This is a genomic window from Halomonas sp. PBN3 (assembly GCF_000475415.1).
GTDB classification, from domain to species: Bacteria; Pseudomonadota; Gammaproteobacteria; order Pseudomonadales; family Halomonadaceae; genus Halomonas; species Halomonas shengliensis.
The window spans coordinates 1-15,370 of sequence record NZ_AXCA01000016.1 but is presented as its reverse complement, the minus strand read 5'-3'; the positions used below and the strand labels follow the sequence as shown (position 1 = coordinate 15,370).

General features: G+C 69.7%; 14 protein-coding genes and 1 pseudogene. 6 read left to right on the top strand and 9 right to left on the bottom strand.

Features of this window, described 5'->3' with window-relative positions; genetic code table 11:
- Positions 1 to 183 precede the first annotated feature (183 nt).
- Both Q673_RS20830 and Q673_RS20825 read left to right on the top strand, forming a co-directional pair.
- Positions 184 to 1,779 (top strand): tetrathionate reductase family octaheme c-type cytochrome, encoded by a 1,596-nt coding sequence (locus Q673_RS20830; RefSeq protein ID WP_200861383.1) that lies wholly within the window; start codon positions 184 to 186, stop codon positions 1,777 to 1,779.
- A gap of 1 nt (position 1,780) precedes the next feature.
- Complete coding sequence (locus Q673_RS20825; protein WP_023004558.1) at positions 1,781 to 2,413, top strand: cytochrome b/b6 domain-containing protein; 633 nt, start codon at positions 1,781 to 1,783, stop codon at positions 2,411 to 2,413.
- An 83-nt stretch (positions 2,414 to 2,496) separates the two neighbouring features.
- Here the strand turns inward: Q673_RS20825 and Q673_RS20820 are convergent, their stop codons facing one another.
- Complete coding sequence (locus Q673_RS20820; RefSeq protein WP_023004557.1) at positions 2,497 to 3,570, bottom strand: tartrate dehydrogenase; 1,074 nt, start codon at positions 3,568 to 3,570, stop codon at positions 2,497 to 2,499.
- A gap of 108 nt (positions 3,571 to 3,678) precedes the next feature.
- On the opposite strand from Q673_RS20820, the gene Q673_RS20815 reads away from it, so the two are divergent.
- The 3 genes from Q673_RS20815 (at position 3,679) to Q673_RS20805 (ending at position 6,649) form a co-directional block, all read left to right on the top strand.
- The gene (locus Q673_RS20815; RefSeq protein WP_023004556.1) at positions 3,679 to 4,614 is read left to right on the top strand and encodes a LysR family transcriptional regulator; all 936 of its coding nucleotides are present in this window, start codon (positions 3,679 to 3,681) and stop codon (positions 4,612 to 4,614) included.
- 287 nt (positions 4,615 to 4,901) lie between these two features.
- A complete protein-coding gene (locus tag Q673_RS20810; protein ID WP_023004555.1) occupies positions 4,902 to 5,126 on the top strand; it encodes a glycine zipper 2TM domain-containing protein in 225 nt (74 codons plus the stop codon).
- 218 nt (positions 5,127 to 5,344) lie between these two features.
- Positions 5,345 to 6,649 (top strand): glycosyltransferase, encoded by a 1,305-nt coding sequence (locus Q673_RS20805; RefSeq protein ID WP_023004554.1) that lies wholly within the window; start codon positions 5,345 to 5,347, stop codon positions 6,647 to 6,649.
- On the opposite strand, the gene Q673_RS20800 is transcribed toward Q673_RS20805, so the two are convergent.
- Genes Q673_RS20800 through Q673_RS20785 form a run of 4 tightly spaced genes read right to left on the bottom strand, consistent with a single transcriptional unit; the run spans position 6,650 to position 10,799 of the window.
- Positions 6,650 to 7,345, bottom strand: a complete 696-nt coding sequence (locus Q673_RS20800; RefSeq protein ID WP_023004553.1) for a TVP38/TMEM64 family protein — start codon at positions 7,343 to 7,345, stop codon at positions 6,650 to 6,652.
- The gene (ltaE, locus tag Q673_RS20795; RefSeq protein WP_023004552.1) at positions 7,342 to 8,355 is read right to left on the bottom strand and encodes a low-specificity L-threonine aldolase; all 1,014 of its coding nucleotides are present in this window, start codon (positions 8,353 to 8,355) and stop codon (positions 7,342 to 7,344) included. Before ltaE ends, Q673_RS20800 begins: the two co-directional genes overlap by 4 nt.
- A 28-nt stretch (positions 8,356 to 8,383) precedes the next feature.
- Complete coding sequence (locus tag Q673_RS20790) at positions 8,384 to 9,223, bottom strand: zinc-dependent peptidase (RefSeq protein ID WP_023004551.1); 840 nt, start codon at positions 9,221 to 9,223, stop codon at positions 8,384 to 8,386.
- Between the two features lie 4 nt (positions 9,224 to 9,227).
- Positions 9,228 to 10,799, bottom strand: coding sequence for a bifunctional GNAT family N-acetyltransferase/carbon-nitrogen hydrolase family protein (locus Q673_RS20785; RefSeq protein ID WP_023004550.1), 1,572 nt, complete (start codon positions 10,797 to 10,799; stop codon positions 9,228 to 9,230).
- Between the two features lie 128 nt (positions 10,800 to 10,927).
- Here Q673_RS20785 and Q673_RS20780 point away from each other — a divergent pair, with 128 nt between their 5' ends.
- Positions 10,928 to 12,157, top strand: a complete 1,230-nt coding sequence (locus tag Q673_RS20780; RefSeq protein ID WP_023004549.1) for a nucleoside recognition domain-containing protein — start codon at positions 10,928 to 10,930, stop codon at positions 12,155 to 12,157.
- Here the strand turns inward: Q673_RS20780 and Q673_RS20775 are convergent.
- The 4 genes and pseudogenes from Q673_RS20775 to glcE all read right to left on the bottom strand — a co-directional run.
- The gene (locus tag Q673_RS20775) at positions 12,139 to 13,056 is read right to left on the bottom strand and encodes a DMT family transporter (RefSeq protein ID WP_023004548.1); all 918 of its coding nucleotides are present in this window, start codon (positions 13,054 to 13,056) and stop codon (positions 12,139 to 12,141) included. The two genes, Q673_RS20780 and Q673_RS20775, sit on opposite strands and share 19 nt — an antisense overlap.
- Positions 13,057 to 13,138: 82 nt before the next feature.
- On the bottom strand, positions 13,139 to 13,540 hold the full coding sequence (locus Q673_RS20770) for a GlcG/HbpS family heme-binding protein (RefSeq protein ID WP_023004547.1): 402 nt from the start codon (positions 13,538 to 13,540) through the stop codon (positions 13,139 to 13,141).
- A gap of 63 nt (positions 13,541 to 13,603) precedes the next feature.
- Positions 13,604 to 14,836: a glycolate oxidase subunit GlcF gene (gene glcF / locus Q673_RS20765; RefSeq protein WP_023004546.1), complete on the bottom strand. Its 1,233-nt coding sequence runs from the start codon at positions 14,834 to 14,836 to the stop codon at positions 13,604 to 13,606.
- Positions 14,837 to 14,855: 19 nt separating this feature from the next.
- Positions 14,856 to 15,370 (bottom strand): annotated as a pseudogene (glcE, locus tag Q673_RS20760) (glycolate oxidase subunit GlcE); the annotation flags it as partial.

Here is a 15,370-nt window from a genome sequence, read left to right as displayed (position 1 = left end):
CGCCGAGACGGGGCGGGCCTCGTCGCGTTGTGCCCGCCATCCGCCGAGCTCGAACGCGGAGAGGGCGACAAGCTGACGCGGGTCGTGGCGGACGAAAATTGATCTCCGTCAAGGCGGGCGGCCGGAAGCTGGCCAATGCTGATCCCAGGCATGCCGTCTGGCAGGCCGCCGAAGGGGGGAGGCATGATGCGGGGACAGGATCCACGACCGTGGCGCTGGGCCCTGGGAGCGCTGCTGATGGTGTGGCTGTCGGTGCCGGCGCTGGCCAGCACCGCGGACCATCGTCAGTTCGAGGAGCTCGAGGGGCCCTTCGCCAGCGGCGAGGAGGTCACCGAGGCCTGCCTGGGCTGCCATACCGAGGCGGCCGAGGAAGTGATGGCGACCCGCCACTGGACCTGGGAGTATCATAACCCGGTGGATGGTGAGGTGCTGGGCAAGAAGAGCATGCTCAACGGCTTCTGTATCGCCGACCGCTCCAACGAGGCCTTCTGCCAGGCGTGCCATATCGGCTATGGCTGGGAGGACGAGACCTTCGACTTCTCCAACCCCTTCAAGGTGGACTGCCTCTCCTGCCACAACACCGGCGACTACAGTAAGGTGGCCGGGCTCGCCGGGCGGCCGGCCGTCGAGCGCATCGAGTATCCGCCGGGCTCCGACAAGTTCCATGGCCCCACCGACCTGGCCGAGGTGGCCCGCCAGGTGGGCAAGACCTCCCGGGAGACCTGCGGCAGCTGCCACTTCTATGGCGGTGGCGGCGACGGGGTGAAGCATGGCGACCTCGACTCCTCGCTGGTGGAGGCGAGCCCTACGCTTGACGTGCACATGGGGCTGGATGGCGGCGACTTCCGCTGCAGCACCTGCCACCAGACCGAGAGTCATGCGGTGCCGGGCAGCCGCATCCAGGTCTCGGCGGTGGACGACAACCGGGCGATCCGCCGCGGCGAGCAGACCGACCGTAACCCGGCCACCTGTCAGGCCTGTCACGGCAATGCGCCCCACGAGGCGGGCGCCATGGCCACGCGGCTCAACGAGCATACCCGGGCGCTGGCCTGTCAGACCTGCCATATCCCCACCTTCGCCCGCGGCGGGGTGCCCACCAAGATGGGCTGGGACTGGTCCACCGGCGGCCAGCTGGACGAGGACGGCAAGCCGTTCCAGCGCAAGGATGACGATGGCCATGTGATCTACGACAGCCGCAAGGGCGACTTCATCCTGGGCGAGGGCGTGGTGCCCGAGTATGTCTGGTTCAACGGCGACGTGACCTTCACCACCACCGAGACCGAGATCGATCCCGACAGCGCCCCGGTGCCCATCAATACGTACCACGGCACGCCGGGCGGCGAGGACTCGCGCATCTGGCCGGTGAAGCTGTTCCACGGCAAGCAGCCCTACGACACCGTGCACAACACCTTGCTGGTGCCCCATGTGGCGATCCCCGACGACACCGCCTTCTGGTTCAACTTCGACTGGACGAAGGCGCTGGAGGCGGGCACCGAGGCCGCCGGCCAGCCCTTCGGCGGCGAGTTCGACTTCGTCGAGACCACCATGCTGTGGCCCATCACCCATATGGTGGCGCCGAGCGAGCAGGCCCTGACGTGCAGCAGCTGCCACGCCGAGGAGGGCCGCCTGGCCGGGGTGGAGGGGGTGTGGCTGCCCGGGCGCGATCGCCACGAACGGCTCGACCGCTTCGGTTTCGGCCTGGCCGGACTGATGCTGCTGGGCGTGCTCGGCCACGGGGCCCTGCGCGTCGCGACCCGCCACCGCCGCAAGGAGCCCTGACATGAGCCAGCGCGTATATCTCTTCACCCGCTTCGAGCGCTTCTGGCACTGGGCCCAGGCGTTGCTGGTGCTGGTGTTGCTGTTCAGTGGCTTCGCCATCCGCAGCGTCCATGACCTGCTCCCCTTCGGCCCTGCGGTGAGGCTGCACGAGACGGCGGCCTGGTTGCTGATCGGGCTCTGGGTGTTCGCCATCTTCTGGCACTTCACCACCGGCCAGTGGCGCCAGTACATTCCCACCCTGGAGCGCATCGGGGCGGTGGTGCGCTTCTATGCCTACGGCATCTTCGTCGGCGACCCCCACCCCTACCGGCAGACCCCGCAGCGCAAGCACAACCCGCTGCAGCGGCTGGCCTACCTGGGCGTGAAGCTGGTGATCAACCCGCTGGTGTGGGTCACGGGGCTCGCCTACCTGTTCTGGGAGCCGCTGCGCGAGCTGGCCCCGGCCTGGCTGGGCCTGGAGCAGGTGGCGGGGCTGCACGTGCTCGGCGCCTTCCTGATGCTGGCCTTCGTGATCATCCACGTCTACCTGACCACCACCGGCCATACGCCCCTGGCGCATATCAAGGCGATGATCAGCGGCTGGGAGACGCTGCACGACGATGAGGTGATAGAACCACGGCCTCGCAAGGGCTGAGGCATCGGCAAGGAAAGACCGGAGGAGAGCAGCGACGGCCACCGCGAAAGCGGTGGCCGTCGTACATTGAGGGGGAGGTGGCGTCAGCCCTTGATGCGCTCGGCGATGGCGCGACCCAGGCCCTCGGTGGTACCGGTGCCACCCACGTCGGGGGTGAGCACGTTCCTGTCACCCTCGGCGAGTACCGCCTCGAAGGCGGCGACGATGGCGTCGGCCGCCTCCTGGTGGCCCAGATGCTCGAGCATCATCGCCGCCGACCAGATCTGGCCGATGGGGTTGGCGATGCCCTTGCCCGCGATGTCCGGGGCGCTGCCGTGGACCGGCTCGAACAGGCTCGGGAAGGTGCCCTCCGGGTTGATGTTGGCCGAGGGCGCCACGCCGATGGTGCCGGTGCAGGCGGGGCCCAGGTCGGAGAGGATGTCACCGAACAGGTTGCTGGCCACCACCACGTCGAACCAGTCGGGATGCATCACGAAGTTGGCGGTGAGGATGTCGATATGGAACTGGTCCACCGACACCTCCGGGTAGTTCGCCCCCATCGCCTTCACGCGCTCGTCCCACCAGGGCATGGTGATGGCGATGCCGTTGGACTTGGTGGCCGAGGTGAGCTTCTTCCTCGGGCGCGATCGGGCCAGCTCATAGGCGAACTTCAGCACTCGGTCGGTGCCGTGGCGGGTCATCACCGTCTCCTGGATCACCACCTCGCGTTCGGTGCCCTCGAACATCTTGCCGCCGACGCTGGAGTACTCGCCCTCGGTGTTCTCGCGCACCACGTAGAAGTCGATGTCGCCGGGCTGCCTGTCCGCCAGCGGGCTCTTCACGCCCGGCAGCAGCCGGCAGGGGCGCAGGTTGACGTACTGGTCGAAGCGGCGGCGGAACTGCAGCAGCGAGCCCCACAGCGAGATGTGGTCGGGCACGGTCTCCGGCCAGCCCACGGCGCCGTAGAAGAGGGCGTCGAAGTCCTTGAGCTGGTCGAACCAGTCGTCGGGCAGCATCTGGCCGTGCTCGGCGTAGTAGTCGCAGCTGGCGAAGTCGAAGTCGGTGAGCTCGATCTCGATGCCGAAGCGCTCGGCGGCGGCCTCCAGAGCGCGCACGCCCTCGGGCATCACCTCCTTGCCGATGCCGTCGCCGGGGATCACTGCGATGCGCTGTGCCATGTATCTACTCCTCTTCTGTGTGCCGGGAATTCTCCTACTCTAGTGCCTGACAGGCGAGAGATAATCAGGCTAGGATGCAAGGCATTGTTGACCCTGAGTGGAGAGTCCATGGCGCCGCTTGATGACCTCGCCTTCTTCCAGCGCCTGGCGCGAGCCGGCAGCCTGACGGCGACCGCCCGCGATCTGGGACTCTCCCTGTCGGCGGTCAGCAAGCGTCTCAAGCAGCTAGAATCGCGCCTGGGGGTCAGCCTGGCCAGTCGGACCACCCGTCGCCTGACCCTGACGGCGGAGGGGGAGCGCTACCTGGCCGGTGGCGGGGCGATCCTCGACGAGCTGGCCGAGCTGGAGGAGGGCCTCAGTGCCCAGCGTGCCGCGCTCTCGGGGCCGCTCAAGGTCAACGCCACCTTCGGCTTCGGGCGCCGCCACGTTGCACCGCTGCTCTCCCGCTTCTGCGCCAGTCATCCGGGCGTGGAGGGCATCCTCGAACTCAGCAACTTCCCCATGACGCCGGGCGAGCAGGGCGTGGATATCAGCATCCGGGTGGGAGCCCTCCCCGATTCGCGGCTGGTCGCCAAGCGCATCCTAGACAACCGCCGGATCCTCTGCGCGGCGCCCGCCTATGCCGAGCGGATGCCCCGCCTGGTGGAGCCGGCGGACCTGGCGAAGCATCCCTGCCTGGTGCTGCGCGAGAACGACAGCGACTTCGCGCTGTGGCGCTTCGAGCATCGCGCTGGCGAGCGCCCGGACCAGTCGGTCAAGGTCGCCGGGCCCCTGGCCAGCAACGACGGCGAGGTCATCGTCAACCTGGCGCTGGACGGCCACGGGGTCATCCTGCGCTCGCGGTGGGATGTCCAGTCGCACCTGGCGGAAGGGCGCCTGGTGGCGCTGCTCCCCGAGTGGCAGGGCGTGCGCGCCGACTTCCATGCCGTCTATCGCCAGCGACGCCATGTGCCCGCGCGGATACGCGCCTTCGTCGAGATGCTGCGGGGCGAGCTGCCTGGGCGGGTGGGGGCAGCTGGAGCGTCCTCGGCTACCCCGGGTTAGGCAAGGCCCACTATCGTGCCCGTCTTCGGGCTTGGCGATGTCCGGCAGGCGCCTTGCGTGTCGCGTCAGATCAAGGCGGCGGGAGGCATGTCCAGATAGCGCCCAGAGTCGCTTCATGGACAGCCTGCGTCGGGCTGGCGGCGATGGTAGGGATGCCAGCGTGTCAGCTGGGAACTTCATCTTCTGGACAAAGTCGCTAGGATAGGATGGGAGTGCACAGGGCGTTGTCTCACTTGGCTTTCAGCCACGATGTCGCGGCTCGCGACGGATACTCATGGAGGTGGATCATGAACAGGATGCAAGGATTGACGCTGGGTGCCCTGGCCCTGTCCCTGATGGTGGGCCTGTCGGCCTGCTCCGGAATGTCGACCCAGGACAGGAACACCGCCCTCGGTGCGGGGGCCGGTGCCGTCGGCGGCTCGGTCCTGACGGGAGGCAGCACCGCCGGCACCGTTGGCGGTGCCATCGTTGGCGGCGTCATCGGCCACCAGGTCGATGACGACGATGACTGATAGGTGAGTGTCGTGCAGCCGATCCGCCATGGCGGATCGGCGGCGCCAGCTGGTACCTTCCGCAAGGTTGAAACATCTGGCCGTCGCTCTGTCGACGGCATCGCTTATGCAGTCACTAGGTTATTGACCGCGACGTCATTACGGTCTGGCGTATCCGAAGCGCCGGGTGGGCGTAAAGTGTTCAACTTGTTTTTCCCCGAGCAGCGGAGCCCCCGGCCGTGAACGTCATCATGTTTACCAACACCTACCTGCCCATCGTCGGCGGTGTCAGCGAGTCGGTGCAGCGCCTGGCGGTCAGCCTGCGCGAGCTCGGCCACCGGGTGCTGGTGGTGGCGCCGCGCCTGGACGGCCAGCCGGAGGCGGAGCAGGACGTGGTGCGGGTCGCGGCGGTGCAGCACTTCAACGGCAGCGACTTCTCGCTGCCGGTGCCGATTCCCGGCCAGCTCCACGAGGCGGTGGAGGCCTTCGACCCGGACATCGTGCACTCCCACCACCCCTTCCTGCTCGGCGACACCGCAGCACGCACCGCCGAGACCTATGGCCTGCCGCTGGTATTCACCCACCACACCCTCTACGAGCACTACACCCACTACGTGCCCGGCGACTCGCCGCGCATGCAGCGCTTCGCCGTGGCGCTGGCCACCGAGTACACCCGGCTGTGCGACGAGGTGATCGCGCCCAGCGAGAGCATCCGCCGGCTGCTGGTCGAGCGCGGCGCCAACGCGGCGATCAGCGTGGTGCCGAGCGGCGTGGACACGCGCCGCTTCGCTGCCGGCGACGGGCGAGCCTGGCGCGAGCGGCTGGGAATCCCCGAGGCGGCCTGTGTGGTCGGCCACCTGGGGCGGCTGGCCTTCGAGAAGAACCTCGACTTCCTGGCGCGCGCCGTCGGCCTGGCACTGGGGCATGACGAGCGCCTCCACTGCCTGGTGGTGGGGGAGGGGGAGGCGCGTCCCGCCATGGAGGCGCGCTTCGAGGAGGCCGGCGTCGGCGCCAGGGTGCACTTCACCGGTCGCCTGCAGGGCCAGGCGTTAATCGATGCCTATCACGCCATGGACCTCTTCGTCTTTGCCTCCCACAGCGAGACCCAGGGCATGGTGGTGGCCGAGGCCATGGCCACCGGGCTGCCGGTGGTGGCGCTGGATGCCCCCGGCGTGCGCGAGGTGGTGCGGGATGGTGGCAACGGCCGCCTGCTGGAGAGCGACGATGCCGAGGCGATGGCCGCGGCCCTCTCGGCGCTGGTCGAGCCCGCGGCGCGCGCGCCCCTGGCAGAGGGCGCGGAGCGGACCGCGGCGGCCTTCGACGAGGCCCGCTGTGCCGAGCGCTGTCTCGACATCTATCGGCGTGCCATCGCCGCCGGCGGTCCCTTCACCCATGCCGAGGAGGGGGGCTGGGAGCGGGTGCGCCACCGCCTGGGGGCGGAGTGGCAGATGCTCCGCCACCGTGGCCGGGTGCTGGGCAAGCTGGTCCATGCCACCTGGGAGGAGGAGCGCCCGGACTGGTGGCCTGGCGGGCCGGCGAAGTGATCAGCGCCGCCGACGACGGCCGGCCCAGCGCTTGAGCGCCACCAGCAGCAGCACCGCCAGCAGCAGGCCACCGGCCCCCCAGGCGAGCTCGCCGCGGCTCTCGGCGGTGGCCAGCTCCCCCAGCTGGCTGCCCAGCAGCGTGACCCCGGCCAGCCCGGGGGCGATCCCCAGCGCCGAGCCCACCAGGTAGTCGCGCAGGCGCAGGCGAAAGGCGCCGGCCATCATGTTGGTGAGGGTGAAGGGCGCCAACGGCAGCAGGTTGACGACGGTCATGGTGCGGATGCCACGGCCGGAGAGGTAGCGCGAGAGTCCCCTGAGGCGCTTGCCACCGTGGCGCAGCAGCGCCTCGCGGCCGATGCGCCGGCCCACCCACCAGGTGACCAGCGAGGCGCCGAGGGTGCCGGCCAGGGCGTAGCCGAAGCCCCACCAGGGGCCGAACAGCAGCCCGGTGGCCCCCACCAGCAGGCTCAGCGGGAACATCACCAGCGACGCCCCGGCGTAGACCACCATCACCACTAGTAGCGTCCAGGGCGCGTCGCGCCAGCCGGGGGCCGAGGCGGCCAGCGACCGCAGCGCCTCCAGGGTGAGCACCCCTTCCCGGGCCAGCCACTGCCAGCCCAGCGCCAGGAGCAGCAGCGTCAGCACCACCACCAGCGGCAGCCACAGCGCGGCGGGGAGGCGGCGCGATGCCCTCATGCCCGCTGCCGGGCCAGGTAGTCGCCCAGCGCCTCGAGCACCCGCTCGATGGCGTCGTCGTCGAGGTCGCGGTGGACTACCAGGCGGGTGGCGTAGAGCAGCTCGACGAGGATTCCGCGCTCGGCGAGCCAGGCGCGCAGCGGGGCGAGGTGGTGCTCGGGCACGCGCAGGAACACCATGTTGGTGGCCTGGTAGGCCACCTTGAGCTCGGGTAGGGCGCGGATCCCCTCGGCCAGACGCGCGGCACGGCGGTGGTCGGCGGTAAGGTCGGCCACGTGGTGGTCCAGCGCATGTTGGCAGGCGGCGGCGATGATGCCGGACTGACGCATGCCGCCGCCCAGCACCTTGCGCCAGCGCCGGGCGCTGTCTATCAGCTCCCGGGAGCCGGCCAGGGCCGAGCCCACCGGGGCGCCGAGCCCCTTGGAGAAGCACAGTGAGACCGAGTCGAAGGGCGCGCAGAGCTCATCCAGTGAGGTGTCGCTTGCCACCGCGGCGTTGAACAGCCGGGCGCCGTCGAGGTGGGTGGCAAGGCCCTGCTCCCGGGCCAGCGCGGTGGCTGCCGCCACGTAGTCGGGGTCGAGCACGCGACCGCCGATGGTGTTCTCCAGCGCCAGCAGGCGGGTGCGGGCGAAGTGGAAGTCATCGGGCTTGATCGCAGCGCGGATGCGTTCCAGGGGCAGCGAGCCGTCCTCGGCGTGCTCCAGCGGCTGGGGCTGGATGCCGCCGAGCACCGCGGCGCCGCCGCCCTCGTACTTGTAGGTGTGGGCCTGCTGGCCGGCGAGGTACTCGTCGCCGCGCTGGCAGTGGGCGAGCAGGGCGGCCAGGTTGCTCTGGGTGCCGCTGGGGAAGAGCAGGGCGGCGGCCTTGCCGGCGCGTTCGGCCACCGCGGCCTCGAAGCGCGCCACGCTGGGGTCGTCGCCCCAGACGTCGTCGCCCACCGGGGCGGCATGCATGGCATCGCGCATGGCGGCGCTGGGGCGGGTGACGGTGTCGCTGCGCAGGTCGATCATCGGCGCCTCCTGGGGAACGGACGGTGGGTCAGTGGCGCTCGGGATGGGCCGCGAGCGGCCGCGCCTGATACTCGGCCGGCAGGCGGGCCAGCGGGGCCTGGCGGAAGTAACGGCAGAGCAGTTCGAAGAGCGCCGGGTAGGCATCATGCAACAGGTCGGGGGCGGTGAAGAAGGCCTCGCAGCACACCGCGAAGCACTCGCCGGGATGGGTGGCGGCGTAGTCGTCGATGGGCGTGGCCTCGCCGCGTTCGAGCCGCGCCTGGAGGTCGTCCCACACCGCCATGAACACCCGGTGCCACTCCCGCGGGTCGATCTCGGCGGGCAGCGGCGGGAAGCCGTCGACGTCCAGCGAGTTGCCCAGGTCGAGCTTGTGGGCGAACTCGTGGATCAGCACGTTGAAGCCCGAGAAGTCGCCGCTCTCCATCAGGTCGGGGAAGGCCACCACCACCGGCCCCTGGTGGGAGGTCTCGCCGGCGCGCTCGTCGTCGTACTCGTGCATCACGCCGAACTCGTCCATCTCCTCCACCCGGCGCTGGAAGGCGTCGGGCAGCACCAGCACCTCATGGACGTTGGCGAAGGCCTCATGGTGCTCCTCCTCGGGCCAGCCCAGGGTCAGCAGGCCGGCCTGGGCGGCCAGCGCCAGCCGCGCGGGCAGGTCGAAGGGGGTGGCCTCGGCGAGCTCGGGGTGCAGGGTGACGCGCTTGGCGTGCAGGAAGCGCCAGGCGCGCCGGCCCAGGCACGCGGCCTCCTCCTCGGCCAGGGCGGCCAGCAGCGGCACGCGCCCGCGGGCCTCGGCCCAGGCGTCTTCGGGGAAGGGGTGGCGCGCCGCGAAGCGCGCCTCTCGCCAACGTTTCAGGCGCCCCAGCATCGGCTCAGCTCTCGTCGAGGTCGGCCCCGGACTTCCACGACCAGTCGCGCCAGCGCAGGTCGAAGAGGTCCTTGCGGCGATCCTTGAGGTTGGTCACCGAGCCCTCGTTGCGCACCATGGTCAGCCGCGTCAGGTCGAGGTCCGAGAACATGATCATCTCGGTGTTGGGGGTAGTCTCGGAGAGCACGGCGTCGTGGGGGAAGGCGAAGTCCGAGGGCGAGAAGACCGACGACTGGGCGTACTGGATCTCCATGTTCTCGATGGAGGGCACGTTGCCCACGCTGCCGCACAGCACCACGTAGCACTCGTTCTCGATGGCCCGGGCCTGGGCGCAGTGGCGCACCCGCAGGTAGCCGTTCTTGGTATCGGTCCAGAAGGGCACGAAGAGGATGTCCATCTCCTGCTCGGCCAGCAGCCGTGGCAGCTCCGGGAACTCCACGTCGTAGCAGATCAGGATGCCGATGCGCCCGGCGTCGGTGTCGAACACCTGGAGGTCGTCGCCGCCCTCGATCACCCAGTCGCGGCGCTCCTGGGGGGTGATGTGCAGCTTGGCCTGGCGCTCCAGAGTGCCGTCGCGGTGGCACAGGTAGGCGACGTTGTAGAGGCGGTCGTCCTCGCCCACCTCGATCATCGAGCCGGCGATGATGTTGATGTTGCACGAGACCGCCATGCGCGAGAGCTCGGTCTTGAATTGCTCGGTGAAGCTGGCCAGGAAGCGGATGGCGGCCATCTGGTCCTGCTGGGCGGCGCGGTCCTGGAGGCCCATCAGCGGGGCGTTGAACAGCTCCGGGAAGACCGCGAAGTCGCTCTTGTAGTCGGCTAGGGCGTCGACGAAGTACTCCACCTGCTGGAGTACCGCCTCCACCGAATCGAACTCACGCATCTGCCACTGCACGGCACCCACCCTCACCTGGGTCTTGCGGGTATCGAGTACCAGCTCGGCGGGCTCGTAGAGGAAGTTGTTCCACTCCAGCAGGGTGGCGTAGCCCTGGGAGCGCTCGTCCTCCGGGAGGTAGTCGCGCAGCAGGCGCTTGACCTGGAAGTCGTTGGCCAGCTGGAAGGAGAGGATGGGGTCGTGGATCTCCTTGCGCGCCACCTGGTCGATGTACTGGGTGGGGGTGAGCGCCTCGGCGTGCTGGTGGTACTGGGGGATGCGGCCGCCGGCCAGTATCGCGCGCAGGTTCAGCGAGCGGCACAGCTCCTTGCGCGCGTCGTAGAGGCGCCGGCCCAGGCGGTAGCCGCGGTAGTCGGGGTGGATCAGCACGTCGAGCCCGTACATGGCGTCGCCCTCGGGGTCGTCGAGGATCACCTCGCGCTTGCCGATCAGGTCGTCGTACTTGTGAGGGTTGGTGAACTCGTCGTAGTCGACCCGCACGGTCAGGGCGATGCCCACCAGGCGGCCGTCGTCCTCGATCACCACCTGGCCGTCCGGGAAGGACTCGATCAGCTTCTCGATGGTGTGCCGCGACCAGGCGCCACCGATGTCGTGGTAGACGGCATCCATCAGCGACTCGAGCTGGGGGTAGTCCGCAAGCGTCAGGTTGCGCAGCGTGAGGTGCAGGTCGTCGAGGGACATGGTGCATCCTTGTCTGTCAGCGGGCAGAACGGGAAGTCTAGCACGATGGTCGCGGCGCCCGTTCATGGGCAGGCGTGCGGCGATTGGGTAACCTCCGCCACACGCCCTCGCACAGGATGTTCGCCTCAATGCTGAATGGAATCTGGCTGAGCTTCTTCCTTGCCGCCTTCGCCGCGGCCCTCTGGCAGTGGCTGGGGGCCGGGGATGCGGAGATCTTCGCGCGCCTGGTCCAGTCGCTGTTCGACATGGCCGAGCTGAGCGTCGAGATCGTGATCGTGCTGGCCGGGACCATGACACTGTGGCTGGGCTTCCTGGCCATCGCCGAGAAGGCCGGCATGATCCGGCTGATGGCGCGCCTGCTCGACCCGCTGTTCCGGCGGCTGATGCCCGAGGTGCCCAGCGGCCATCCGGCCATGGGGCTGATCAGCATGAACTTCGCCGCCAACATCCTGGGGCTGGATAACGCCGCCACGCCCATCGGGATCAAGGCGATGCACGCCCTGCAGTCGCTCAACCCCAGCAGCGAACGCGCCAGCAACGCCCAGATCCTCTTCCTGGTGCTCAACACCTCGTCACTGACCCTGCTGCCGGTCACCATCTTCATGTATCGCGCCCAGCAGGGCGCGGCGGAGCCCACCGCGGTGTTCCTGCCGATCCTGCTGGCCACCACTGCTTCCAGCCTGGCAGGCCTGCTCAGCGTAGCCCTGATGCAGCGGCTCAAGCTCTGGCAGCCGGTGGTGCTGGCCTACCTGTTGGGGGCGGGGCTGGCGCTGGGGGTGCTGCTGGCGGTGCTGGCCGGGATGTCGGCACAGGCACTGGCGGCCACCTCGACGCTGGTGGGTAACCTCACCCTGTTCGGCATCGTGGTGCTGTTCCTGTCGGTGGGCGCGTTGCGCCGGGTCAACGTCTATGAGGCCTTCATCGAGGGGGCGAAGGAGGGCGTGCGTTTCTCGGTGACGCTGTTGCCCTACCTGATTGCGATGCTGGTGGCGGTGGGGGTGCTGCGGGCCAGCGGGGTGCTGGACGCGGGCCTCGAGGGAGTGCGCTGGCTGGCCGAGGGCCTGGGCTGGGACACGCGTTTCGTGGATGCGCTACCCACTGCCTTCATCAAACCGCTCTCCGGCAGCGGTGCCCGGGCGATGATGATCGAGACCATGGACAGCTTCGGCGTCGACAGCTTTCCGGCGCTGCTGGCGGCCACCATGCAGGGCAGCACCGAGACCACCTTCTACGTGCTGGCGGTCTATTTCGGGGCGGTGGGGATTCGCAAGATCCGACACGGCCTGGGCTGTGCTCTGGTGGCCGACCTGGCCGGCATCCTTACCGCCATCGGAGTCTGCTACTGGTTCTTCGGCTGATCGGCGGCGCGGGGTGCGGCGCATACCAGCGGCCGGGTCAGGGTCTGGGCCATGATCACGCCGGCGAGGATCAGCGCGCCGCCGAGGAAGTGGAAGGCCGCGATGCGCTCGCCCAGGGCGAGCATGGCGATGATGGCGCTGAACAGCGGCATCAGGTTGATGAAGATGCTGGCCTGGCTGGCGCCGATGCGGCGGATCGCCAGCATCCACAGGAAGGTGGTGACGATGGAGGCGGGGATGCCGGCGTAGAGGATCAGGCCGACGTTGCCGGCGTCCACCGGGGTCATGGGGCCCAGCAGGTAGGGCGGCAGCAGGAAGAGCACCGCGAAGATCACCTGGCCGTAGAGCAGCACCCAGGGCGGCAGGTCGATGGGCCAGCGCTTGAGCATCACCCCGTAGAGGGCGTAGCAGGTGGCGGCCACCAGCATCAGGGCGTCGCCCTTGGCCACGGTCAGCTCCAGCAGCGACAGCGGGTTGCCGCGCCCCAGCAGGATGGTCACCCCGAACAGCGCCAGGGCACCGCCGGCCACGCCACCGAGGCTCGGCGGCTCGCGCAGGATCAGGGCGCTGAGCAACACGGTGAGCAGCGGCACCATGGCGGCCAGGATGCCCATGTTGGTGGCGCTGGTGGTCTCGGCGGCCACGTAGGCGAGCCCCTGCCACAGCCCCATGCCGAGCAGGCCCAGCACGGCGAGCTTCGGCCACTCGCGGCGGAGCGTGTCGCGATGGCGCCAGGCCGCCGGGGCTAGGAAGGGCGTCAGCACGGCGAGCGCCAGCACCCAGCGCAGGAAGGCAATGCTGCTGGGGGCGATGGCGCCGACGGTGAGCTGGTTGATGGTCATGTTGCCCGACCAGATCAACACGGCGCCGAGCGGCGCCAGGAAGGCAAGCAGTGGCATCTTATCCTCTTCTCCAACGCAAGGGCCCCCGTGTGGCGGGGGCCCTGTAGCTTACTGCAGCGCCTGCGCGGAGGCGATGGCCTCAACCGATGGCGGCCACCCCGGCGCGGGCGACCTGCACGTCCTGGTCTGGCTTGACCCCGGAGATGCCGACGGTGCCGGCGACCTCGCCGTCCACCAGCACCGGCACGCCGCCGGCCAGCAGCGACTGCATGGGGGCGGTGACGAAGGCGGTGCGCCCGCCGTTGATCATCTCCTCGAAGGCCTGGGTCTCGCGACGGCCGATGGCGGCGTTGCGGGCCTTCTGGGCGGCGACCTCGGCGCTGAAGGGCGGCGCGCCATCCAGGCGGCGCAGGCCGAGCAGGTGGCCGCCGTCGTCGGCCACGGCGATGGTCACGCCCCAGCCGTTAGCCTCGGCCTCCTGCTGGGCGGCATCGAGGATGGCGTTGACGTCGGTCAGGGTCAGGGCTGGCTTGGTCTTCATGAGTGGTCTTCCTCTTGATGATGGAACGCTGTTGCAGGGGGTGAGCAGGCTCGGAGGCGGTTGCTAGGCGAGCGCCTCGTCCACGATCTCGATCCAGTGGCGCACCTCGGTGCGGTTGGCGCCGGCCAGGTGGGTCTGGCAGCCGATGTTGGCGGTGACGATCACCTCGGGGTTGCCGGCCTCGAGGTTGTTGAGCTTGTTGTCGCGCAGCTGCTTCGAGAGCTCCGGCTGGGTGATGGAGTAGGTGCCCGCCGAGCCGCAGCAGAGGTGGGCGTCGGCCACCGGGGTCAGCGCGAAGCCGAGCCGGGTCAGCACGCCCTCCACGGCGCCGCCGAGCTTCTGGGCGTGCTGCAGGGTGCAGGGGCAGTGGAAGGCGAGCCGGCGGCCCTGCTTCACCTCGAGGTCGTCCAGGGCCTCGTCACGCAGCACCTCGACCAGGTCCTTCGCCAGCTCGCTCACCCGGGCGGCCTTGTCGGCGTAGTCGGGGTCGTCGGCGAGGATCTCGGCGTACTCCTTGACGAAGGCGCCGCAGCCGCTGGCGGTCTGCACGATGGCTTCGACACCGGCCTCGATCTGCGGCCACCAGGCGTCGATGTTGGCCCGCGCCCGGGCGCGCCCCTCGTCCTGGGCGTTGAGGTGGAAGTCGATGGCGCCGCAGCAGCCGGCTTCGGCCACCGGGGTGAGGCCGATGCCGAGGCGATCCAGCACCCGGGCGGTGGCCGCATTGGTGTTGGGCGAGAGCCCCGGCTGCACGCAGCCCTCCAGGATCAGCATCCGGCGGGCGTGCTGCCTGCCCTCGGGGCGCCTTCCGGCATCCACCGGTGCGGGCGGCATCTTGTCTCTGAGCACGCCCGGCACCAGTGGCCTGAAGGTCAGGCCGAGCTTGAGCAGCGCCTGGAAGCGCCTGGGCTCCACCAGCGCCTTGCGCAGGCCATAGCGCAGTGCGCGCTCCGAGGCCTTGCGGGGCACCCGGCGCTCGACCTCGGCGCGGCCGATGTTGATCAGCTTGTGGTACTCCACCCCCGAGGGGCAGGTGGTCTCGCAGTTGAGGCAGGTGAGGCAGCGGTCGAGGTGGAGGCGGGTCTCCTCGGTCACCTTGTCGCTGCCCTCGGGGGCCTCGAGCATCTCCTTGATCAGGTAGATGCGCCCGCGCGGGCCGTCGCGCTCGTCCCCCAGCAGCTGGTAGGTGGGGCAGGTGGCGTTGCAGAAGCCGCAGTGCACGCAGGTGCGCAGCACCCGATCGGCCTCGCGGATATGCGGCTTCTGGAGGTCTTCCGCGGTGAAGTGCGTCTGCATGGTGGCGTCTCCCCGTGTCTCAGAATGCCGCGTAGAGCCGGCCCGGGTTGAAGATCCCCTTGGGGTCCAGCTGGGTCTTGAGGTTGCGGTGGTACTTCTCGACCACCGGCTCGAGCGGGGTGAAGGGCGTGTCCACCGCCGCGCCGCCGGGGCCGCGCCAGCAGGTGGCGTGGCCACCGGCCCGTCGCGCCACCGCGCGGATCGCCTCGGCGTCGGCGTCGCTGCGCACCCAGCGCTGGCAGCCGGCCCAGTCGTAGAGCACGTCGGTCTCGGCGGTGACGCCCGGAAGCTCCAGCGCTGGGGTGTGGTGGGGCAGCGAGAGCCGCCACAGCGCGCGCGGGTCCTCGGCGGCGAAGAAGTCCAGGCGCTGCTCGCGCAGGGCCTCCCAGAAGCCGTCGAGCAGCTCGTCGCCCCCCAGGCGCTCGGCGGTGGCGGCCACCGAGCTGGGGCCGCCCTCCAGGCGCAGGTGCAGGGCGCCGTCCAGCCAGGCGGCGGCGGTGATCGGCAGGGGCTGGCGGCCCCACTCGGCGAGCC